This is a genomic window from Streptococcus suis, from assembly GCF_002960425.1.
GTDB classification, from domain to species: Bacteria; Bacillota; Bacilli; order Lactobacillales; family Streptococcaceae; genus Streptococcus; species Streptococcus suis_S.
On the sequence record NZ_POIZ01000027.1, the window covers coordinates 33,667 to 55,043 of the forward strand.

The window sequence follows — 21,377 nt, forward strand, 5'->3', positions numbered from 1 at the left end:
GAGGAAACTGGTTGAGTTGTTCAAAAAGTCGCATTAGCGGCTTTTTATTTTGCTGCTGGAAAAAATTGGTATTTGCCCGCATTTCTGCTATAATAGTTACAAAATCTTTGGAGGTGTAGAATGCAAAAAAGACTTGAAAAATTTGAAGCAAAATTAGCCCAATCAGATGTGGATGGGATTTTGGTAACAGGTCAGAACAATATTTATTACCTGACAGGTTTTTGGGGAACAGAGGCAACTGTATTCATCAGTGGCAAACGCCGTTTGTTTGTAACGGATGCACGCTATACTTTGATTGCCAAGGCGACAGTGCAAGGCTTTGATATTATCGACAGCCGTTTTGCTCTTGAAGAGATTGCCAAGCTAATAAAAGAAGATCATCTTGAAAAAATTGGTTTTGATAGCGAGGTAACTTATGGTTTCTATCAAAGTCTGACCAGCATTTTTGAGGGGTATCAGTTGGTCGCTATGTCCAACTTTATTGAAGACTTGCGTATGATTAAGGACGAGAAAGAAATTGCGACCATTCGTCGTGCTTGTCAGATTTCGGATCAGGCTTTTATGGATGTTCTTGACTTTATCAAGCCAGGTCAGACGACTGAGATGGATGTCAATCATTTTCTGGATCACCGCATGCGTCAACTCGGTGCAGAAGGGGCATCGTTTGAGTTTATCGTAGCGTCTGGTTACCGCTCTGCCATGCCCCACGGAAGAGCTTCAGAAAAGCTAATCCAAACTGGTGAAAGCTTGACCTTGGACTTTGGTTGTTACTACCAGCATTATGTCAGCGATATGACGCGGACTATCCATATCGGCCATGTTACTGATCAGGAGCGAGAAATTTACGATGTGGTCTTGCGTGCCAATAAAGCCTTGATTGAGCAGGCCAAAGAGGGTGTGACTTACCGAGAGTTTGATGCGATTCCTCGTGAGATTATCAATGCGGCGGGTTACGGAGCCAACTTCACCCATGGCATCGGTCACGGAATCGGCTTGGATATTCATGAGTATCCATATTTTGGAAAATCTGACGAACCTATCAAGGCAGGAATGGTCTTGACGGATGAGCCTGGAATTTATTTGGATGACAAATACGGTGTCCGTATCGAAGATGATTTGCTAATCACGGAAAATGGCTGTGAAGTCTTGACCTTAGCTCCAAAAGAATTGATTGTTCTATAGTTTTCAGTTTATCTTTTATTACGTCGGCAAATGAGGAAACTTCGTTTCGATATTTCCAACTTCAAATACTCCACTGGAGTATTTGAACTCGCCTCGCCGTACCTTAGTACAGCCTTCAGCTCGTTGCCTAGTACTAAAAGTAAACTGATAAACTATAAACTAGGAGTATTTTCTAATGTAGTATTAGAAGATTTGAGAAATTTGTCAGTTTGTGGTAAAATAAAACGAATAAATAAATTTTTGAAGAGGTATTCAATACAATGATTGAAGCAAGTAAACTTAGAGCAGGTATGACCTTCGAAGCTGAAGGAAAATTGATTAAGGTTTTGGAAGCTAGCCACCACAAGCCAGGTAAGGGGAACACAATCATGCGTATGAAATTGCGTGATGTGCGTACAGGTTCTACTTTCGATACAACTTACCGTCCAGATGAAAAATTTGAACAAGCCATCATCGAAACTGTTCCAGCACAATATCTTTACCAAATGGATGATACAGCTTTCTTCATGAATACTGAAACATACGACCAGTATGAAATTCCAGTAGCGACTATCAAAGAAGAATTGCTCTACATCTTGGAAAACTCAGATGTGAAAATCCAGTTCTACGGAACAGAAGTAATCGGTGTGACTGTACCAACAACTGTTGAATTGGTTGTAGCAGAAACCCAACCATCTATCAAAGGTGCTACTGTGACTGGTTCAGGTAAACCAGCTACAATGGAAACAGGTTTGGTGGTAAACGTACCAGACTTTATCGAAGCAGGTCAAAAACTTGTGATTAACACAGCTGAGGGAACTTACGTATCACGCGCTTAATCGTTTCCTCCTAGAAAGGAGAGCTTATGACAACAGAATACCAAGGTGAAATTGTTATTGCACCACGCGTTCTTGAAGTGATTACAGGTATTGCAGCAGCCAAAGTAGAAGGAGTACATTCTCTCCAAAACAAACGTGTTGCAGATACTTGGTCAAAAACATCCTTAAATAAAGGCGTCTATCTTCAAACGGATGAAGAAGGTAAGGTAACAGCAGACATCTATGTTTACCTAGAGTACGGTGTCAATGTTCCAGCTGTGTCTATGGATATTCAACGTACAGTCAAAACCGCTATCTTTAACTATGCGGAAGTTGAAGTCAATGCTGTCAATATCCATGTTAACGGCATTGTTCCTGACAAAACACCTAAACCAGCCTTGAAAGATTTATTCGGAGAGGATTTCCTCGATGAAGAATAATAGACATGCCCTGCGTAAGTGTGCTTTGCAGGCGATCGTATCCCTAGAATTTGGTCAAGAACCTGTTCAGGCAGCTCAATTCTCTTATCTTTACGATCAAGAAGAGGAACAAGACGGCATTGAAATTCCACTTTTCCTCCTCAATCTTGTCAATGGTGTTGCAGATTACCGTGAGGAATTGGACAAGGACTTGTCTAGCCGATTAAAAGCTGGCTGGACCTTGGACCGCTTAACCTTGATTGATAAGAACATCATGCGTTTGGGTCTTTTTGAAATCTTGCATTTCGAAGAAACTCCAGACCGTGTAGCTGTCAATGAAGCTATCGAGCTAGCCAAAGAATTCTCAGACGAAGCTTCAGCCAAGTTCGTTAACGGTGTTTTGAGCCAATTTGTGAAAGAAGAAGCCTAATCAGGTTTCTTTTTGTTTTTGGGCAATCGTCATTTAGTTTTTCTTTTATTACTTCGTTAACTCGCCTTGCCTAACTCTAGTTATGCCTGCGGCTATTGAGGCGAAATTGCTTCGCCCAATCTCCAGCCTTCAAAGGTTCCCCGAACCTTTGAAGCGAGTACTAAAAGTAAACTAAAAGACTATAAAAAACCGTACCCGATTTCTATCAAGTACAGTTTTGAATGACAATTAAATGCTGGCCCCTGCTAACAGGGATACCGGTAGGATGTAGTTATGCTTACTCAATTCCTTACCCTCGATTGTATCAATCAATAAATCAACCATAAGTTTAGCAATGTCATCTAAGGGTTGTTTGATAGTCGTTAGTTGAGGATAGAAGTTTTCAATAAAATGGGTTCCATCATAGCCGATGAGCTTTATATCGCGAGGAATGGAGAGATTGAGTGAACGTGCTACATTCCAGACCAACATAGCTGTCGCATCACCGGATACAAAAATCCCATCCGGCTGGTGTTTTTCGATGATGGTACGGATTTCCATTTCTTTGCGAACAGGAGTAAAGTCACTAGATACGTGATAAACGATGGCATCTGGTAGGATAGAAAGAAAGCCTAATTGACGAAGTCCAGTCGGTGAATTGGAATCGTCATTACCAGAAATCATAATCGGACGTTGGCAGCCTGATTTTTTAAGAGTACGGGCTGCCAGAACACCTCCGGCATGGTTATCAGAAGATACAACTGGGATGGAAGGGGACAGGTTGCGGTCAAAGGCAATGATCGGTGCGGATACACGGTCGTAGTCCTTGATCCCCAAGTTATGACTGCCTGAAATGATCCCATCCACCTGGTTGGCAGCCAACATCTCCAAGTATTCTCTTTCCTTTTCGGATTCATGCTGGCTATTGCAAATAATCGTCTTGTAACCACGGTTGAAGAGTTGGCTTTCCAAATGGCTAATTAACTCGGCATAGAATATATTGTTGATATTAGGGAAAATCAAACCAACTAGCTTGGCAGACTTACCTTGCAAACTACGCGCTAAGTTATTAGGTTTGTAGCCTAGTTCTCGCATGGCTTCTTCAACTTTGCGGACCGTTTTTTCCGATAAGTAGCCCTTTTTATTGATAACACGAGAAACCGTTGTCGGGCTAACTCCAGCAAGCTGGGCGACATCAGTTAGTTTTGCGACCATAATCTAAATGGTAGTAGGTTCCAGTCGGATTGCCAGCAGTGATGGCGATACCATTTTGATCTGCATGAGGGAAGACACGACCAGAAAATACCTTTTCTCCTTTATTGATGAAAATTTCAAAGACTGATTTGTCAATGAAGATATTGGCAGTTAATGCACCTGCCTCAATAGCACATGAGCGGCTTGTACCGAAATCTAAAGCAAATGGCTGGCCACAATGTTCACGGTCCACTGTAATCTGTCCCTTCTCTGTATCGACAGTCAAGACAAGACCCTGATTGTCTTTATTTGCGAATAGAACGATTTCATGCTTAGTATCTGCTGAAAAATCAAGTTCCAATTCATAAACATTGTTGGTTTCGCTTTGGTTTGAAAATGGCTGAGCTTCTTGGCGAAGGCTGGTAATGGCTTCCACAGGGTACTGATAAAGTTTACCGTCCTTGATAGATAATTCTTTAACCAATGACAAACAGCCTTGGTAATCATAAGCATCTGTTGGGTATTCCACATCGGGAAGAGCCAACCAGCTGACTGACAAGGTGCGACCATCTGGAGCGTTGAAGGCTTGCGTTGCGTAGCACTCAAATCCGTAGTCTAAGTTGATCAATTCACTTGGTTCAACAATAGTTGCTGTTTCAGGATCAAAGCTCTGACCAATCTTGTACATATTTGGATAGATGTTGCCGTAGTCCAAGACTTCTTTGTCCAACCCTTGTGGGCAGTAGAGAAGGATTGGTTGCTCACCGACGAATGCAATATTTGGACATTCCATCATATAGGCAGTTAAGTCGTTTGCAAAATCCAAATCGCCGACCAAGGTCCAGTTGAGGTAGTCATTGTTTTCAGCCTTATAAAGTTTGACAATCCCTTTCTTGTCCAAGTTTTGTCCACCGACAATGGCATAATATTGGCCTTTGTAGTTGAAGATTTGCGGATCGCGGAAGTGGTCTGTCGTATCTTCTGGTTGGTCAATCAAGATTTTGTTAATTTTTTCGATATTTCCATCCTTGTCCATCAAGGCACCGATTTGGTAGGGGTGGCGGACCCAATTTTCATCACGAACATTTCCTGTATAGAAGAGGAAGAGTTTGTCGCCAAATTCCATAGCAGAACCTGAGTAGGCTCCGTGGCTATCAAGTGGTGTATCGGGATACATCACCGTACCAGTTTCTTCAAAGTGCACCAAGTCCGTTGATTCAGTATGTATCCATGATTTTAAGCCATGTGCAGCACCGAATGGGAAGTACTGGTAGAAGAGGGTCCATTTTCCGTTGAAATATGAAAAGCCATTTGGATCGTTTAAAAGCCCGTGTGGAGTTTCAATATGAAAGTTGGTTCTCCAAGGGGAACTTTCAGTGTTTTTCTTGATTTTTTCAATGTATTCAGGTGTCCAGTCAGCGTAAGCTCTGTAACGTTCTTCAGTAGTAAAAGCCATACTATCTCCAATTTTATCTAATATTTCAATTATTATAGTAAACGTTTTCTTGTTAAAAATCAAGCTTTTACCATGATTTTAAGAATTTTTTAAAAAATTCTGCAAAACGTTTGACATATTTTGTAAAAGTGATATAATTAAACCATCGAAAGAGTGAAAACACTTTCAAAAACAAATAATATTTATAAGGAGATTTTTGCAAGATGAACAATACAGAAATTGCAAAAAAAGTCATTGACGCCCTTGGCGGACGTGAGAACGTACGTAGTGTTGCCCACTGTGCGACTCGCCTTCGTGTCATGGTTGTTGATGAAGGAAAAATCGACAAGGATACAGTCGAAGACATCGAAAAAGTACAAGGTGCTTTCTTTAACTCAGGTCAATACCAAATCATCTTTGGTACTGGTACAGTAAACAAAATCTACGATGAAGTCGTTGCCCTTGGTTTGCCAACAGCGACTACTGGTGAGCAAAAAGCGGAAGCTGCGAAACAAGGTAATGCTTTCCAACGTGCAATCCGTACATTCGGTGACGTATTCGTTCCAATCATTCCTGCGATCGTAGCAACTGGTCTTTTCATGGGTCTTCGTGGCCTTCTTGGAGCTCTTGGTTATACTCTTCCAGAAGATTTGAACGTTTACTCACAAATCTTGACAGATACAGCATTCATCGTATTGCCAGCCTTGGTAGTATGGTCAACTTTCCGTGTATTCGGTGGTAACCAAACAATCGGTATCGTTCTTGGTATGATGCTCATTGCGGGTCAGTTGCCAAACGCTTGGGTTGTAGCATCAGGTGGCGATGTGAAACCAACTATCTTCTTCGGTTTCATCCCAGTTGTAGGTTTGCAAGGTTCAGTATTGCCAGCCTTCATCGTCGGTTTGATTGGTGCTAAATTTGAAAAAGCTGTCCGCAAGGTTGTTCCAGAAGTTCTTGACCTCTTGGTAACACCATTCGTAACTCTCTTTGTTATGTCTATCCTTGGCTTGTTTGTCATTGGTCCAGTCTTCCACGTGGTTGAAAACTACATCTTGGCTGGTACACAAGCTATCTTGAACTTGCCAATGGGTCTTGGTGGTCTCCTTATCGGTGGTGTTCACCAAGTTATCGTGGTATCAGGTGTTCACCATATCTTCAACTTCTTGGAAGCTCAATTGGTAGCAAACACTGGTGCTAACCCATTCAACGCTATCATCACTGCAGCTATGACAGCACAAGGTGCTGCTACAGTAGCGGTTGGTGTGAAAACTAAAAATCCTAAATTGAAAGCTCTTGCTTTCCCAGCAGCTCTTTCTGCCTTCCTCGGTATTACTGAGCCAGCTATCTTCGGTGTTAACTTGCGTTTCCGTAAGCCATTCCTTCTTTCATTGATTGCTGGTGCGATTGGTGGTGCAGTTGCGTCAATCCTTGGCCTTGCGGGCACAGGTATGGGTGTTACCATCATCCCAGGTTTGACACTTTATGCAGGTAATGGTCAGATTCTTCCATACATCTTCATGGTAGCTGTATCATTTGCCCTTGGTTTTGCTTTGACTTACTTCTTCGGTTATGAAGATGAGGAGAAAGATGTAAAAAAGCCTAGCGCTTCAGCACAAGAAACAGCAAAAACGCTTGAAGAAGCAGAGACAGGACTTGTAGCTGAAGAAACTCTTGTATCTCCACTTTCAGGTGATGTTGTTGCTCTTGAAAATGTAAATGACCCAGTTTTCTCATCAGGAGCTATGGGTAAAGGTTTGGCAGTTAAGCCAACTGAAGGTGTTGTTTACGCACCAGCAGATGCAGAAGTAACTATTGCTTTTGAAACAGGTCACGCTTATGGCTTGAAAACAGCTTCAGGTGCTGAAATCCTGATCCATATCGGTATTGATACAGTATCAATGAACGGTAATGGATTTGAGAAATTGGTAGCAGCAGGCGATAAGGTAAAAGCTGGTACGCCACTTGCTAAATTCGATGCAGCTAAGATTGCTGAAGCAGGTCTTGATGATACAACGATGATCATCGTGACAAACACTGCAGATTTCACAGAAGTTTCACCACTTGCTGAAGGTACAATTGCTCATGGTGCTGACTTCTTGAAAGTTGCTAAATAATTCTAGCCCCCCTCTTTGCTTTCATTACTTCGTTAACTCGCTTTGGCGTACTTCAGTTATGCCTGCAGCTCGTTGCCTAGTACTGAAAGTAAGATGAGAGCCTAGAAGTAAAAATATTTAGAAAAAGGCGGTAAGCCTTTTTCTTCTGTTTCTTTCTGTGGTATAATAGAACAAATAAAAAATAGGAGATATTCAGATGACAAAACTATACGGAAGCTTGGAAGCTGGTGGTACAAAATTTGTATGTGCTGTCGGTGATGAGAACTTTCAAGTAATTGAAAAAACACAATTTCCAACGACAACACCATATGAGACCATTGAACGTACAGTAGAATTCTTCAAACGCTATGAAGACCGTTTGGCAGGTATTGCCATTGGTTCATTCGGTCCAATTGATATTGACCAAAATTCACAGACCTACGGTTACATCACATCAACACCAAAACCACACTGGTCAAATATTGACTTGCTTGGTTTGATCGCCAAGGAATTTAATATCCCATTCTACTTCACGACAGATGTTAACTCATCAGCCTATGGTGAAACCTTGGTTCGTAAGGGTGTTAAGAGCCTGGTTTACTATACTATCGGTACGGGTATCGGTGCTGGTGCTATCCAAAATGGTGAATTTATCGGTGGTTTGGGCCATACAGAAGCTGGTCATACTTACGTAGCTTTGCATCCATATGATGTCAAGCATGAGTTTAATGGAACTTGCCCATTCCATAATGGTTGTTTAGAAGGATTGGCAGCGGGTCCTTCTCTTGAAGGTCGTACTGGTATCCGTGGTGAGTTGATTGAACTCAACTCAGATGTCTGGGATGTTCAAGCCTATTACATTGCTCAAGCAGCTGTTCAGGCAACTCTGCTCTACCGTCCTCAAGTCATTGTATTTGGTGGTGGCGTTATGGCACAAGAACACATGCTCAATCGTGTGCGTGAAAAATTCGTTGGTTTGATGAACGATTACCTTCCAACACCTGATGTCAAAGACTACATTGTAACGCCGGCTGTTGCTGAAAATGGTTCAGCTACACTTGGTAACTTTGCCTTGGCAAAACAAGTATCTGAAAAATAAAGGAAAATCCGAGTTATTCGGATTTTTTTGTGGCTAAAAAGCTGGTGCGAAAGGATGTAAGGGAAAGACTCTTGTAAAGACGAAGAGGTAAAGACGAAGAAGGGAATAGGATTCCTATCATCCAACATAGAATTAGGCAAATACTGCTCAAGTATGGTATAATAGGTTTTTGAAAGGACTAACTTATGATTAGAAAAGAGAAAAGATTTCCGCTAGTAGCTGATAATGAAGTGCTAGTAGGAGTAAATCCAATTATGAGTTTATATGATGAAAGCGACTTGATTAGTAATATCAAGGGGCCTTATCAAGAAAAAGAATTTGCTGGTGTATCATCTAGTCAGCCAGCGATAAGAGAGACTGGTCGCCTTGTGACAGACGATGACCTCTTGCCTCCACTCTTTGAGGCCAAATCCAGTCATTATTCGCGGAGAGAGCGTCTGCAACAATATACCCAAGCCAAACCAACTCAGGTTAAGACTCAGGGTCAAGTGGCCCGTGAGCAAGCCCGTGAGGATTTGAAGAAGAAACGGTCTGCAACCTACCTGAGAGATGAAAAACCAACGCCGGCCAAGGTCTTTGTCAAGCCACCTGTTAGCCCAACACCAGAGGTGAAGGCAGGAACCTTGTCCCACTTGGCAGATAAGCTTCGTCAGACAGACTATATCTTGGCAGATATTCCTGCGGTCTATTCCTTGAAAAAAGAGGATCGTGAGCAGGAGCAACCGGTGAGAAAAAATTCCTATGACTTTTTGAAGAAAAGCCAGGTTTATAACTATCCTGAGCGCCAGCAACAAAGAGATCGTCGCATTGCACAGGAATTAAATTTAACAACTATAGAAGAGGACTAACATGACAAAAACCTATCATTTTATCGGAATTAAAGGTTCAGGCATGAGTGCCTTGGCACTGATGTTGCACCAAATGGGCTACAAGGTTCAGGGAAGTGATGTAGAGAAATACTACTTCACTCAACGTGGCTTGGAACAAGCAGGTATCGACATTTTACCTTTCGATGAGAAAAATATCACGGCTGATGTTGAACTAATCGCTGGAAATGCCTTCCGTCCAGATAACAATGTGGAGATTGCATTTGCCGATGCACAGGGCTTTAGCTACAAACGCTACCATGAATTCTTGGGTGAATTTATGAAGGGCTTTACCAGCCTTGGTGTAGCAGGTGCCCACGGTAAGACATCAACGACAGGACTTTTGGCCCATGTGATGCGCAATATCACAGACACCTCTTTCCTGATTGGAGATGGAACAGGTCGTGGCTCAGCCAATGCCCAGTATTTTGTCTTTGAGTCAGATGAGTATGAGCGCCATTTTGCCCCTTACTATCCTGAGTACAGCATCATTACTAACATTGACTTTGATCATCCAGATTACTTCACCAGCCTAGAGGATGTCTTTAACGCCTTTAACGATTATGCCAAACAAGTCAAAAAAGGTCTGTTTGTCTATGGTGAAGACGAGCAGCTGCGTCGGATTACGGCTAATGCCCCAATCTACTACTACGGAACAGGTCCAGACAATGACTTTGTAGCCTATGATTTGAAACCATCGACGACTGGTTCACAGTTCAAGGTCCGTCACAAAGAACAAGAATTGGGAGAGTTCCAAATTCCAACCTTTGGCAAGCACAATGTCATGAATGCAACAGCCGTTATTGCTAACCTTCACATGGCTGGTTTTGATTTGAGCTTGGTTGCAGAGCACTTGAAGACCTTTGCAGGTGTCAAACGCCGCTTTACAGAGAAGGTTGTCAACGATACAGTCATCATTGATGACTTTGCCCACCATCCAACAGAAATCATTGCGACCATTGACGCGGCTCGTCAGAAGTATCCAAGCAAGGAGTTGGTAGCTATTTTCCAACCTCACACCTTTACGCGAACCATTGCCCTTTTGGATGAATTTGCGGAAGCCCTAAATGGAGCAGACGCTGTTTACTTGGCACAGATTTACGGTTCGGCGCGTGAAACAGATAATGGTCAGGTTAAGGTAGAAGATCTGGCAGCTAAAATCAATAAAAAAGGTGGTCTGGTTACTGTCGAAAATACCTCGCCGCTTTTGGATCATGACAATGCTGTCTATGTATTTATGGGGGCTGGAGATATTCAGTCTTATGAGTATTCATTTGAAAGATTGCTTTCCAGCTTGACAAATAATGTTCAATAAGAAGAAAGACGGAGGCCTATGGCCCCTGTTTTTCCGCTATTTAGGGGGATGTTTATGGAGATTCGTTTTGCTCGACTATCAGATCTAGACCAGGTTCTGGAACTTGAAACTGCTAATTTTTCCAAAGAAGAACGGATTTCGGAGCAGGTTCTGGCAACCTTTTTAAGAGAAGTACCGCAGACTTGCTTGGTCATGGAAGTAGAGGGCCAATTAGCAGGCTTTATCCTGGCCAGTCCATGGGCCTCTGCCACAGTTACAGATGAAATTTTCTATCTGGAGTCTGGTCAGTTGCCGACAGGTCAACACCTGGCTATAGCTAGCCTATCAGTAGCTCCCAACTATCAAGGCCAGGGGATAGGGACCCTCTTGCTTGCAGGTCTAAAAGAAGTAGCTGTCCAAGGAAACTATCAAGGGATTGCCCTGACCTGTAAGGAGAGCCTGATCAAGTATTACCAAATCAATCAATTTGAGGACCAGGGACCTTCACAATCTCAATTTGGAGGAAAAACCTGGTATGATATGTATTGGAAAGCTTGATATAAAGGGAATTTCTTGCATTTCCTAGGCCTTTGAGATATAATGTATAGTAACTGTGTGAAAGGAGCGATAGCGTGACAAAGGATACGAATGAAAATAACACGCAGTCTTCAAGTTTTCGCGATCAGATTTTGCGGGATTTGGAAGAATTGAAATTAAAACGTTTGGCAGACCAGGCCATCAAAGGTCAGACGGAACAACCAAACCAAGTGAAGGTTGACCAGCAAATAGAATTCCCTGCGGAACCAGTTAGCCAAAGAGAAACCATTCCAGTTGGAGAAATGACTTATCCGGAGACCTATTTGGCAGAGGAAGGTCAAGAAAATCTTGAAGAAGAGGTTGAGGAAATCATTCCATCAGAGCCTGTTGTTGAGACGGAAGACCTTGTTGTCGAGAAGGAAGAAGTACCAACTTCGGCTCCAGTGACCCAAGATACAGTCGAACGCAATCTGGAAGAGTTGAGAAGATTGGTTGCAGCGAATACCACTGGTTTTGAAAATGAACCATCACCAGTTGCGACTCCAGAAACAGAAGTTGAACCCAGCTTAGAAGAGACATTTGTTGATTTTCCAGTAGAAGATGTTTCAGCAGTGACTGGTGATACAGAAATCATCTCCCTAGAAGATACCCTTCTAGCTTCAAAAATCAATGAAACGCCTGCAGAAAAGTCAGAAGAGCCAGTAGTTGCAACAGCCCTGCCATCTAGGAAGAATCTATCGAATAAGAGCAGTCTTCAACGCCGCAAGAAACAAGACAAGGCAGCCAAGCGCATCGTATCGGTGATCATGTCTTTGATTCTCCTAGTGGTAGTTGTGACTGGAATTGCAGGTTATATGTGGATCAAATCCAGCTTAGAGCCTGTTAATGCAAAAGCTACAGAAGCTGTTCAGGTTGAAATTCCAGAAGGCTCCTCTACTTTAGAAATCGGTAAGATCTTGGTAGACAACCAGTTGGTGAAGAATGCAACGGTCTTTAATTACTATTCAAAAATCAAGAGCTATAATAACTTCCAAAGCGGTTATTACAATTTGAAGCAAAGCATGTCGGTTGACGATATTGCAAAAGCCTTACAAGAAAGTGGGACTCCGACTCCTCAGAAAGAGCCGGCAGGTAAAATCTTGATCGTCGAAGGGTATACACTGACTCAAATCTCACAGGCTATTACCAATAATACCAAGACAGAAGATAAGAACGATAAGACACCATTCACTTCAGAAGAATTTATGGCAACAGTGACCAACCCAGATTTCATCAATCGTATGGTTGCTGCTTATCCACAATTGTTTGCTAGTCTTCCAACAGCAGACAGCGGTGTTATCTATCAATTAGAGGGTTACCTCTTCCCAGCTGTCTATGAATATACTGAAGAAACAACAATGGAAGAGTTGGTTGAACAAATGATTGCGGCTATGGATGCTCGTTTGCAACCTTACTATGAGGCTATTGCTGCGAAAAACTTAACGGTTAACGAAGTGCTGACTTTGGCCTCACTCGTTGAAAAAGAAGGTTCTACAGATGAGGATCGTCGCAATATTGCAAGTGTATTCTTCAACCGTCTCAATAATGAAATGCCTTTACAGTCTAATATTGCTATTCTTTATGCACAAGGCAAGCTTGGTCAAGAAACAACTTTGGCAGAGGATGCTGGAATTGATACCAACATTGATTCACCATATAACATCTATTGGAGGGCTGGCTTGATGCCTGGTCCAGTAGATAGCCCAAGTGTATCAGCGATTGAAGCGGTTATCAATGCCAACACAACGGATTATCTTTACTTTGTGGCAGATGTAACAACAGGTACGGTTTACTATGCGAGAACAATCGAAGAACACGACCAAAACGTTGCTAAGTATGTCAACGCTCACTTAGAGTAAATTAGAAATTTATAACAAAATTATGTGGATTTCCACATAATTTTGTTTTCACAGAAAATGATAGAAAGAAAAGGAAATATAATGGCAGAAAAAACCTATCCAATGACCTTGGAAGAAAAAGAAAAATTAGAAAAAGAATTGGAAGAGCTTAAGCTCGTCCGTCGTCCAGAAATCGTAGAGCGTATTAAAATTGCACGTTCTTATGGAGACCTTTCAGAAAACTCTGAGTACGAAGCGGCTAAAGATGAGCAAGCCTTTGTTGAAGGTCAAATTTCAACGATTGAAACCAAAATTCGCTATGCTGAGATTGTCAACAGCGATGCCGTTGCTGCAGATGAAGTAGCGATTGGTAAAACCGTTACAGTTCAAGAAGTCGGTGAAACGGAAGAGGAAGTTTACCACATCGTAGGTGCTGCGGGTGCAGATGCCTTTGCAAGTAAGATTTCTAACGAAAGTCCAATCGGTCATGCCTTGATTGGTAAGAAGACAGGAGATGTGGCTATGATTGAAACACCTGCTGGCAGCTACGAAGTTAAAATCTTGAAAGTTGAAAAAACAAAATAAGGTGTGGAGAGAGTCGAATGATTCTCTCTTTTTTGCATTAGAAAACAACCATCCGACCAGATGGTTGTTCAGAACGCAGACAAACTCCTAAAAATACAAAAAATTGAAGAAGTTTGTGAATGATAGCAAGTCAATAAACTCTTAGAAACGTTGATATTTCGGTGTTTCTGAGAGTTTTTTGTTTTCAACATAAAGAAAAAAGATTGAAGAAAATTGTCCAAAATGGACTTTTTCTTCAATCTGAACAACTATCTGACCAGATGGTTGTTAGGTTTTATCTAGACCGTTGCTTGCCAGCATTTCGATTGGTCTTCTTAGAAGCTTTTTCTTCAATGATGGCAGATGCTTTTGGAGTAACATCTTTTACTGTAGATTTGTAAGGTTTTGGTGGATTGTTCTTAAATTCTTCCTCTACCTTAGCGCGAACTTTTGGCTTGAGGATGAAGTTGGTCAAGGCTTGTTGGACAAGTCCGATCATACCACCGACTACCCAGTAAAGAGTGACACCTGCTGGTGAAGTCCAGGAGAAGATGACAATCATGATTGGGTTCATATAGGCTACAGTTTGCATTTGCTTTTTCTGCTCTTCATCCATCCCCACCTGCATCAACATAGATTGGGCATAGTAGAGGATACCTGCTATAGCAGTTAGAATCATACTTGGTTGACCAAGAGGAATTCCCAGGAATGTCGCTTCGGAAATACCTGGTGTGTAGCGGGCTGCGTAGAAGAGGGCAGTGAAGAATGGCATTTGGATGAGCAGTGGAAGACAGCCCATACCGCCAAACATGCTGACACCGTATTGTTTTTGCGCCGCAAAGAATTCTTGCTGGGCAGCCAATTGTTCCTCTTGAGAACTTGCATTTTTCATGCGTTCTTGGATAGGTCCCAAGATTGGCTTGAGGTAGTTCATTTTTTCTGACTGATAGGTTGACTTCCATGATTGGTAGATACCCAATGGCATGATGAGGAAGCGGACAATCAGGGTCACTACAATGATAGCCACACCAAATCCTAAACCTTGGTTTTCAGCGAAGAAGGTGATTAGGTTCCCCATTGGTTCAACCAGATAGTTGTAAACCCATCCTTCACCGGTTGGAACACCCTTGCCATCTGTTTTGACACATCCAGCTAAAAATACAAGGCTGGCAAGAGCCATGCTGGCTAAGAGTAGACGTTTATTCTTTTTCAAATTGATACATTCCTTTTAATACATGATAGATTCTATTTTACTGTTTTTATGCACAATTTTCAAGTTTTACCTATGGCTGACCTGAAAATCATGGTAGTCTTCGAAATTGGCTAGGGTCACATCCAAATAGCTCACTTTTGCCATACGAGAGGGGCCTTTTCGGACTTCATGGATAAAATGGCTGAGCTTCTCAGCGTTCTCGGATTGAGCCAGGATGGTGACTGTCCCATCTTCATTGTTCCAAACCCTGCCGAAGATGTCTCCGATTTCCACTGCTAAAAATTGAACAGCCCAACGAAAACCAACTCCCTGCACCCGACCAGATGCAATCATTTTAACCTTTCTCATAAGTTTCTCCTTTTGACAAGACCTTTACTTTATTATATCATGGTTGGGTAAGAAAGAAAATGAGGAAATTATGGAAGTTATCCGTTCAAAATCCAATAAATTAATCAAGCAGATTAAGAAATTACAGCAGAAAAAATACCGTCGTTCATCCTACTTAATTGAGGGCTGGCATTTGTTAGAAGAGGCTTTGGCTGCTGGTGCAAGGATTGAACACATTTTGGTAGTAGAAGAGCATGTGGACAGGGTTGCCCAGTTGGAAAAGGTGACAGTGGTTAGTCCAGAAATCATGCAGGACTTGGCTGATTCCAAGTCACCTCAAGGAGTAGTAGCCCAACTGGCCCTTCCTAGTCAGGAACTCCCTGACCAGCTAGCAGGTAAATATCTGGTCTTGGAAGATGTGCAGGATCCAGGAAATGTGGGGACAATCATTCGGACGGCTGATGCAGCAGGTTTTGATGGTGTATTTTTGACCCATAAGTCAGCTGATATTTACAATATGAAGGTCCTTCGTTCTATGCAGGGTAGTCACTTTCATTTGCCGATTTATCGCTTTCCAATCGGGGATATTTTCTCTACCTTAAAACACCATCAGGTGGAGATCTTGGCGACGACCCTATCTAGTCAGTCTGTGGATTATAGGCAGGTAGCACCAGGGGCTAGTTTTGCACTTGTGATGGGAAATGAAGGTCAGGGGATTTCGGATTTTGTGGCTGAGGAAGCCAATCAGCTGGTTCACATCACCATGCCTGGTCAGGCAGAGAGTTTGAATGTTGCCATTGCAGCAGGAATTTTAGTCTTTAGCTTTATTTAAGCCAAGAAGCATAAACTGTGTTATAATAACAAAACGAGGTTTACATCTATGGGTGCTTATAAAAAAGATAAAGAATATATGGCTTATGTCGGTCACTTGATTGACACTAAAAAGGTGCAGAAGTTGGCGGACATTCCCCACCACTATCATTCGACTCGCTTGGAACATTCGATCAATGTTTCCTATACTAGCTATAAAATCGCTAAGAAGTTTGGCTGGGATGCCAAGTCGACTGCTCGAGGTGGTCTTCTACACGACCTTTTCTTCTATGACTGGCGTGAAACAAAATTTAACAAGAGTCATGCCTGGGTCCATCCACGGATTGCCAAGCGCAATGCAGAAAAATTGATTAAACTCAATAAGGTAGAAGAAGATATTATTGTCAAGCATATGTTTGGTGCAACCATTGCTCCGTCGCGTTATAAGGAATCATGGATTGTGACCTGTGTAGACAAGTATTGGGCAGTACGTGAGTTTACCCTGCCCTTACAATATAAATGGAAAAATCGAAAGGTCCTGCGTTTTCAGTAGGATGTAAAAGGAGAAGTATATGAATAACGATTCATTTATTATCAATCAGGTGGATAATACCGCCCTCAACCGTTTCTTTGGTAAGATTTATGGTGTAGTTGCTATGGGGATTGGCTTGTCAGCCCTTGTTTCCTTCTTGGCCGTTACCGTCTTCCAGCAGTTGCTTTATGCCTTGCTTAGTGCAGGTTCCATTGTGATGATGTTGGTCATGTTGGGACAGATTGCCTTGGTGGTTTCAGCTTCTACAATGGCTGCCAAAAATAGTCCAATGGCCTTGCCAATCTTCTTGGCCTACTCGGTAACAAACGGCTTGACCATCAGCATGGTCTTGATGTTTTATACGACAGAAACAGTTGCCTTGGCCTTCCTATCAGCTGCTTTGATGTTTGCTATTATGGCAGTTATCGGTATGACAACCAAGAAAAATCTTTCTGGTATGGCCCAAGCTCTGCGCGCTGCCCTCTGGGGAATTTTGATCGCTAGCGTCATCAATATCTTCCTTCGCAGCTCAGGTATTAGCTTTGCTATGTCTATCGTATCTGTCCTTGTTTTCTCAGGTTTGATTGCCTATGACAACCAACGTATCCGCGACGTTTTCGAACAGACAGGCGGCAATGTGCAGAATGGTTGGGTAGTGTCAATGGCCCTTCAACTCTACCTTGACTTTGTCAACCTCTTCCTTAACTTGCTTCGCATTTTTGGAATGATGAACAGAGATTAGTAGAATAGCGATGATAAAAAAACTCAGAAGTTTTTGGACTTCTGAGTTTTTTTGCTTACTTTGTGTCATTAGCATGGCTGGCGATGATCTCCATTTGACCAGTGAGGGTCCAGTCAGTTACATCCGCAGGTAGGATAAAGTGGCTTCCTTTTTGAAGTGGGTAGCTGGTTTCGCCGACTTGGATGGCACCTTGACCGTCAATAACACTGACGAGCAGGTAAGGAACGGTTTGCTCCATCTGGATTTCTCCCTTGGTCTGCCACTTATAGACTGTGAAGAAGGGATTTGATACCAGGAGGGTGGTGTCCAGCTTGCCTACTTTGAGTTGAGCAGGTGTTGAATTAGCTACAGGACCGATGGTCAAGACATCAATCGATTTTTCAATGTGAAGTTCACGGAGATTACCTTCATCATCACGGCGGTCAAAGTCATAAACACGGTAGGTCGTGTCGCTAGACTGCTGGGTTTCTAAAATCATGATTCCCTTACCGATGGCGTGCATGGTGCCGCTAGGGACGAAGAAGAAGTCGCCTTTTTTAACGGGTACATGGGTCAAGAGCTTGTCCCAATCTCCAGCTTGGATTTGCTGGCGGAGTTCTTCTTTGGATTGGGCATTGTGACCGTAGATGATCTCAGCCCCTTCTTCGGCTTCTAAGATATACCAACATTCTGTCTTGCCAAGTTCGCCTTCGTGAGCCAAACCATAGTTGTCATCAGGATGGACTTGGACACTGAGCCAGTCTTCTGCGTCCAGAATTTTTGTTAGGAGAGGAAAGACTTCATCTTTTGGATTGCCAAATAAATGCTTTTCATTTGTGTAGAGGTCATCTAGTCCTCTGCCCTTGTAGCGACCGTTTGAAACGGTGGTAACCCCATTTGGATGGGCAGAAATAGCCCAGCACTCGCCAGTTTTATCGCTTGGGATGTCATAGTTGTAATTGGTTTTCAGGCGATTGCCACCCCAAATTTTTTCATGCATGACAGGTGTGAGGAATAATGGTTCCATGATCTTCTCCTTATTGTTGACTTTCTATGACTAGTATAACAGATTATGGAAGAATTTTGTAGTGGGATAGAAAGGTAGGTCTTACTTGATTATGAGCTTGTCGGCTTGGCAGGCTCTATTATGAGGAAAAGGGCTAGTTGTTTTCCCCTCCCGCCCCTTGCTTGTGGTATAATATACTAAAACCGAAAGAGAGGGAAGACATGACCGTTTTTGTAAAAGACTTACTTGAAAACTTACGGATTGAATCTGCCTATAGTACAGAGGAACTGCTCCAAAAAGAGATTACGACTTCCGATATTACCCGGCCTGGTTTGGAAATGACAGGCTACTTTGACTATTATTCTCCCGAGCGTATTCAGCTCATGGGGATGAAGGAATGGTCTTATTTGATGGCCATGACAGCCCATAACCGCTACCAAGTGCTCTCGCAGATGTTCCAGCCAGAAACGCCAGTAATCATTGTGGCGCGTGGTTTGGAAATCCCAGAGGAGATGTACCGAGCGGCGAAAGAAAAGAAGATTGCTATCTGTCGCAGTAAGACAGCGACCAGCCGTCTGTCAGGAGAATTGTCCTCCTATCTGGACAGCCGATTGGCCCAACGGACCAGCGTTCACGGTGTCTTGATGGATATCTACGGCATGGGTGTTCTTATCCAAGGGGATTCTGGTATTGGTAAGAGCGAAACGGGTCTGGAGTTGGTCAAGCGTGGTCACCGTCTGGTTGCGGATGACCGTGTGGATGTCTATGCCAAGGATGATGTGACCCTCTGGGGTGAGCCAGCGGAAATTCTGCGCCACCTATTAGAAATCCGTGGTGTAGGGATTATCGACATCATGAGTTTGTATGGTGCTAGCGCGGTTAAGGATTCTTCAGAGGTCCAGTTGGCTGTTTATCTGGAAAACTATGAAACAGGTAAGGTCTTTGACCGTCTGGGGAATTCTGGTGATACCATTGAAATTGCGGGTATTTCGATTCCACAAATCCGCATCCCTGTTAAGACTGGTCGCAACATCTCTGTGGTCATTGAGGCTGCAGCCATGAACTACCGTGCCAAACAGATGGGTTATGATGCAACCAAGATTTTCGAGGAGCGTCTAGGCAAGCTTATTCAGCAGAATAAGGAAGAGGTCTAGTATGGATCCGATAGCGATTAGATTAGGTCCTTTAGAAGTTCGCTGGTATGCCATCTGTATCTTGCTAGGGTTGGTAGTGGGTGTTTACTTGGCGACCAAGGAAGCACCACGCAAGAAGATTTTGCAGGATGATATTTTAGACTTTATCTTGCTAGCCTTTCCGCTTTCCATTATCGGAGCCAGAATATATTATGTCGCTTTTTCATGGAGCGAGTACAAGGATAATCTCTTATCTGTCTTTGCTATTTGGAATGGTGGAATTGCTATCTATGGTGGTTTGATCACAGGGGCAATCGTACTCTATTTCTTCACCCGGCACCGCTTTATCAATACGCTAGACTTTCTGGATGTGGTGGCTCCCTCCGTCATGATTGCGCAAGCCATTGGGCGTTGGGGAAATTTCTTTAACCAGGAGGCCTATGGTAAGGCTGTGGAAAGCTTGAACTACCTACCATCTTTTATCCGAGAACAGATGTATATTGATGGCGCCTACCGTCAACCGACCTTCTTGTTTGAAAGTCTGTGGAATCTGCTTGGTTTTGGCTTGATTTGTGTCTTACGCAGAAGACCAAACCTGCTTAAGCAAGGTGAAATCACAGCCTTTTACCTGATTTGGTATGGTTTTGGTCGCCTCTTGATAGAAGGCCTGCGGACAGATAGCCTCATGTTCTTGGGCATCCGTATTTCCCAATGGTTGTCTGGTATTCTTATCTTAGTTGGAATCAGCATGGTTGTGGTGCGGAGAAGACAATCGTCTATTCCATTTTATCAATCCTAAAGGAGAAAATATGATTATCGAAATTTCTGTCTTGATTATTGCCCTGTCCATCGCGGCAGTAGCAGTTTACATTGTTTTGCTCTTGAAAAAATTGGGAACGGTGACGGATGAAGCCCAGCAAACTCTCAAGGTCTTGACCAGTGACATCAATGTGACCCTCTATCAGACCAACGAACTCTTGGCAAAAACAAATGTCTTGGTGGAAGATGTCAATGGGAAGGTTTCAACCTTGGATCCCTTGTTTGTTGCAGTGGCGGATCTATCCACTTCTGTGTCTGATTTGAATGCTTCGGCGCGTGATCTGACGGTCAAAGCCAAGTCGGCAGGTGCCAATACGGTAAAAGCTGGCGGAGCCCTCTCTGCCTTGTCAACTATCTCATCTCTCTTAGGTAAGAAAGGAGAAAAAAATGGTAAAAAAATCTAGTGTCTTAACCAGCCTCTTATTGGGTGTAGCAGGTGGTGCTGCCGCAGCAGCCTTCCTAGCAAGCAAGACTGGGCAGGTGGTTAAGGAAAAAGTCCTTAACTTTGCTAATGACTACAAAGAAAAACATGAGGAAATCAATGCGGATTTGGTCAACAAGGCTCAGGACTTGAGCAAGCAAGCCTCAGAGCGCTTCACAGAAGTCAAAACTCAGTTGGAAACTGGTGAATTGACAGTGGAAGATTTGGTCAAGTCAGGTAAGGAAAAATCTGTCGAAACCTTTGAGCAAATCAAGGAAAAAATCGCAGAACAAAACCTGTCAACGGCTGACATCTTGGAAGCTATCAAGGCTAAGACAGTCAAGGCACCGACTGTAGAGCTTTCTGAAGACGAGGTTGAGGATGCTGTGGTGGTGTCTGAGGATATTGAAATTGATATCGAAGATGTTCAAACTGAAGTAGTATCAGAAACTGTTTCAGAAGTAGCAAGTGAAACTGCTTCAGAAACAGGTGAAGGATAAAAAATGGCTCGTTATTAACTGTAATGGGTTGATGTTAGCTACACCTAGAGAGGATTTATTGATCCTCTCTTTTTTAATGTTGAAGGTACTTTGTATATTTATACAATTTTTGAAAGAATATGGTACAAT

Annotated in this window: 23 protein-coding genes; 18 read left to right on the forward strand and 5 right to left on the reverse strand. The window is 42.8% G+C overall.

What is annotated here, in order from left to right:
- Positions 1 to 120: 120 nt before the first annotated feature.
- The 4 genes from C1G57_RS02325 to nusB all read left to right on the forward strand — a co-directional run bounded on the left by C1G57_RS02325 (position 121) and on the right by nusB (position 2,828).
- Complete coding sequence (locus C1G57_RS02325; protein ID WP_105113591.1) at positions 121 to 1,182, forward strand: M24 family metallopeptidase; 1,062 nt, start codon at positions 121 to 123, stop codon at positions 1,180 to 1,182.
- Between the two features lie 260 nt (positions 1,183 to 1,442).
- Positions 1,443 to 2,000 (forward strand): elongation factor P, encoded by a 558-nt coding sequence (efp, locus tag C1G57_RS02330; protein WP_029998462.1) that lies wholly within the window; start codon positions 1,443 to 1,445, stop codon positions 1,998 to 2,000.
- Between the two features lie 26 nt (positions 2,001 to 2,026).
- Complete coding sequence (locus C1G57_RS02335) at positions 2,027 to 2,419, forward strand: Asp23/Gls24 family envelope stress response protein (RefSeq protein WP_105113592.1); 393 nt, start codon at positions 2,027 to 2,029, stop codon at positions 2,417 to 2,419.
- Complete coding sequence (nusB, locus tag C1G57_RS02340) at positions 2,409 to 2,828, forward strand: transcription antitermination factor NusB (RefSeq protein WP_105113593.1); 420 nt, start codon at positions 2,409 to 2,411, stop codon at positions 2,826 to 2,828. The genes C1G57_RS02335 and nusB overlap by 11 nt, the downstream gene beginning before the upstream one ends.
- Before the next feature lie 228 nt (positions 2,829 to 3,056).
- On the opposite strand, the gene C1G57_RS02345 is transcribed toward nusB, so the two are convergent.
- Both C1G57_RS02345 and C1G57_RS02350 read right to left on the reverse strand, forming a co-directional pair.
- The gene (locus C1G57_RS02345; protein ID WP_105113594.1) at positions 3,057 to 4,022 is read right to left on the reverse strand and encodes a LacI family DNA-binding transcriptional regulator; all 966 of its coding nucleotides are present in this window, start codon (positions 4,020 to 4,022) and stop codon (positions 3,057 to 3,059) included.
- Positions 4,003 to 5,457, reverse strand: coding sequence for a sucrose-6-phosphate hydrolase (locus C1G57_RS02350; protein ID WP_105113595.1), 1,455 nt, complete (start codon positions 5,455 to 5,457; stop codon positions 4,003 to 4,005). The genes C1G57_RS02345 and C1G57_RS02350 overlap by 20 nt, the downstream gene beginning before the upstream one ends.
- A 203-nt stretch (positions 5,458 to 5,660) precedes the next feature.
- On the opposite strand from C1G57_RS02350, the gene C1G57_RS02355 reads away from it, so the two are divergent.
- The 7 genes from C1G57_RS02355 to greA all read left to right on the forward strand — a co-directional run bounded on the left by C1G57_RS02355 (position 5,661) and on the right by greA (position 13,787).
- A complete protein-coding gene (locus C1G57_RS02355) occupies positions 5,661 to 7,550 on the forward strand; it encodes a sucrose-specific PTS transporter subunit IIBC (protein ID WP_105113596.1) in 1,890 nt (629 codons plus the stop codon).
- A gap of 196 nt (positions 7,551 to 7,746) precedes the next feature.
- Complete coding sequence (gene scrK / locus C1G57_RS02360; RefSeq protein ID WP_105113597.1) at positions 7,747 to 8,628, forward strand: fructokinase ScrK; 882 nt, start codon at positions 7,747 to 7,749, stop codon at positions 8,626 to 8,628.
- A gap of 185 nt (positions 8,629 to 8,813) precedes the next feature.
- Positions 8,814 to 9,476 (forward strand): hypothetical protein, encoded by a 663-nt coding sequence (locus C1G57_RS02365; protein ID WP_105113598.1) that lies wholly within the window; start codon positions 8,814 to 8,816, stop codon positions 9,474 to 9,476.
- 1 nt (position 9,477) lies between these two features.
- On the forward strand, positions 9,478 to 10,809 hold the full coding sequence (gene murC, locus C1G57_RS02370) for a UDP-N-acetylmuramate--L-alanine ligase (RefSeq protein ID WP_105113599.1): 1,332 nt from the start codon (positions 9,478 to 9,480) through the stop codon (positions 10,807 to 10,809).
- A 54-nt stretch (positions 10,810 to 10,863) separates the two neighbouring features.
- Entirely contained in the window at positions 10,864 to 11,346 is a 483-nt protein-coding gene (locus C1G57_RS02375) for a GNAT family N-acetyltransferase (protein WP_105113600.1), read from the forward strand.
- A 74-nt stretch (positions 11,347 to 11,420) separates the two neighbouring features.
- On the forward strand, positions 11,421 to 13,223 hold the full coding sequence (gene mltG / locus C1G57_RS02380; RefSeq protein WP_105113601.1) for an endolytic transglycosylase MltG: 1,803 nt from the start codon (positions 11,421 to 11,423) through the stop codon (positions 13,221 to 13,223).
- Positions 13,224 to 13,304: 81 nt separating this feature from the next.
- A complete protein-coding gene (gene greA / locus C1G57_RS02385; RefSeq protein WP_105113602.1) occupies positions 13,305 to 13,787 on the forward strand; it encodes a transcription elongation factor GreA in 483 nt (160 codons plus the stop codon).
- 274 nt (positions 13,788 to 14,061) lie between these two features.
- On the opposite strand, the gene yidC is transcribed toward greA, so the two are convergent.
- Together yidC and C1G57_RS02395 are read right to left on the reverse strand one after the other, a co-directional pair.
- Positions 14,062 to 14,979, reverse strand: a complete 918-nt coding sequence (gene yidC, locus C1G57_RS02390) for a membrane protein insertase YidC (RefSeq protein WP_105113603.1) — start codon at positions 14,977 to 14,979, stop codon at positions 14,062 to 14,064.
- A 66-nt stretch (positions 14,980 to 15,045) separates the two neighbouring features.
- Positions 15,046 to 15,327 (reverse strand): acylphosphatase, encoded by a 282-nt coding sequence (locus C1G57_RS02395; protein ID WP_105113604.1) that lies wholly within the window; start codon positions 15,325 to 15,327, stop codon positions 15,046 to 15,048.
- A gap of 70 nt (positions 15,328 to 15,397) precedes the next feature.
- Here C1G57_RS02395 and C1G57_RS02400 point away from each other — a divergent pair, with 70 nt between their 5' ends.
- Genes C1G57_RS02400 through C1G57_RS02410 form a run of 3 tightly spaced genes read left to right on the forward strand, consistent with a single transcriptional unit; the run spans position 15,398 to position 17,390 of the window.
- Positions 15,398 to 16,138, forward strand: coding sequence for a TrmH family RNA methyltransferase (locus C1G57_RS02400; protein WP_105113605.1), 741 nt, complete (start codon positions 15,398 to 15,400; stop codon positions 16,136 to 16,138).
- A gap of 48 nt (positions 16,139 to 16,186) precedes the next feature.
- Positions 16,187 to 16,669, forward strand: coding sequence for an HD domain-containing protein (locus tag C1G57_RS02405; protein ID WP_105113606.1), 483 nt, complete (start codon positions 16,187 to 16,189; stop codon positions 16,667 to 16,669).
- A gap of 19 nt (positions 16,670 to 16,688) precedes the next feature.
- The gene (locus C1G57_RS02410) at positions 16,689 to 17,390 is read left to right on the forward strand and encodes a Bax inhibitor-1/YccA family protein (RefSeq protein ID WP_105113607.1); all 702 of its coding nucleotides are present in this window, start codon (positions 16,689 to 16,691) and stop codon (positions 17,388 to 17,390) included.
- Between the two features lie 55 nt (positions 17,391 to 17,445).
- Here C1G57_RS02410 and manA read toward each other — a convergent pair whose 3' ends face one another.
- Positions 17,446 to 18,399: a mannose-6-phosphate isomerase, class I gene (gene manA / locus C1G57_RS02415; RefSeq protein WP_161941091.1), complete on the reverse strand. Its 954-nt coding sequence runs from the start codon at positions 18,397 to 18,399 to the stop codon at positions 17,446 to 17,448.
- A 197-nt stretch (positions 18,400 to 18,596) separates the two neighbouring features.
- Here manA and hprK point away from each other — a divergent pair, with 197 nt between their 5' ends.
- From hprK to C1G57_RS02435, 4 genes are read left to right on the forward strand one after another with little or no spacing between them, the layout of a single operon-like run.
- A complete protein-coding gene (gene hprK / locus C1G57_RS02420; RefSeq protein WP_105113609.1) occupies positions 18,597 to 19,529 on the forward strand; it encodes an HPr(Ser) kinase/phosphatase in 933 nt (310 codons plus the stop codon).
- A 1-nt stretch (position 19,530) separates the two neighbouring features.
- On the forward strand, positions 19,531 to 20,307 hold the full coding sequence (lgt, locus tag C1G57_RS02425; RefSeq protein WP_105113610.1) for a prolipoprotein diacylglyceryl transferase: 777 nt from the start codon (positions 19,531 to 19,533) through the stop codon (positions 20,305 to 20,307).
- A gap of 13 nt (positions 20,308 to 20,320) precedes the next feature.
- The gene (locus tag C1G57_RS02430) at positions 20,321 to 20,731 is read left to right on the forward strand and encodes a DUF948 domain-containing protein (RefSeq protein ID WP_172029289.1); all 411 of its coding nucleotides are present in this window, start codon (positions 20,321 to 20,323) and stop codon (positions 20,729 to 20,731) included.
- Positions 20,715 to 21,248 (forward strand): YtxH domain-containing protein, encoded by a 534-nt coding sequence (locus C1G57_RS02435; protein ID WP_105113612.1) that lies wholly within the window; start codon positions 20,715 to 20,717, stop codon positions 21,246 to 21,248. Before C1G57_RS02430 ends, C1G57_RS02435 begins: the two co-directional genes overlap by 17 nt.
- The last annotated feature ends 129 nt before the right edge of the window (positions 21,249 to 21,377 follow it).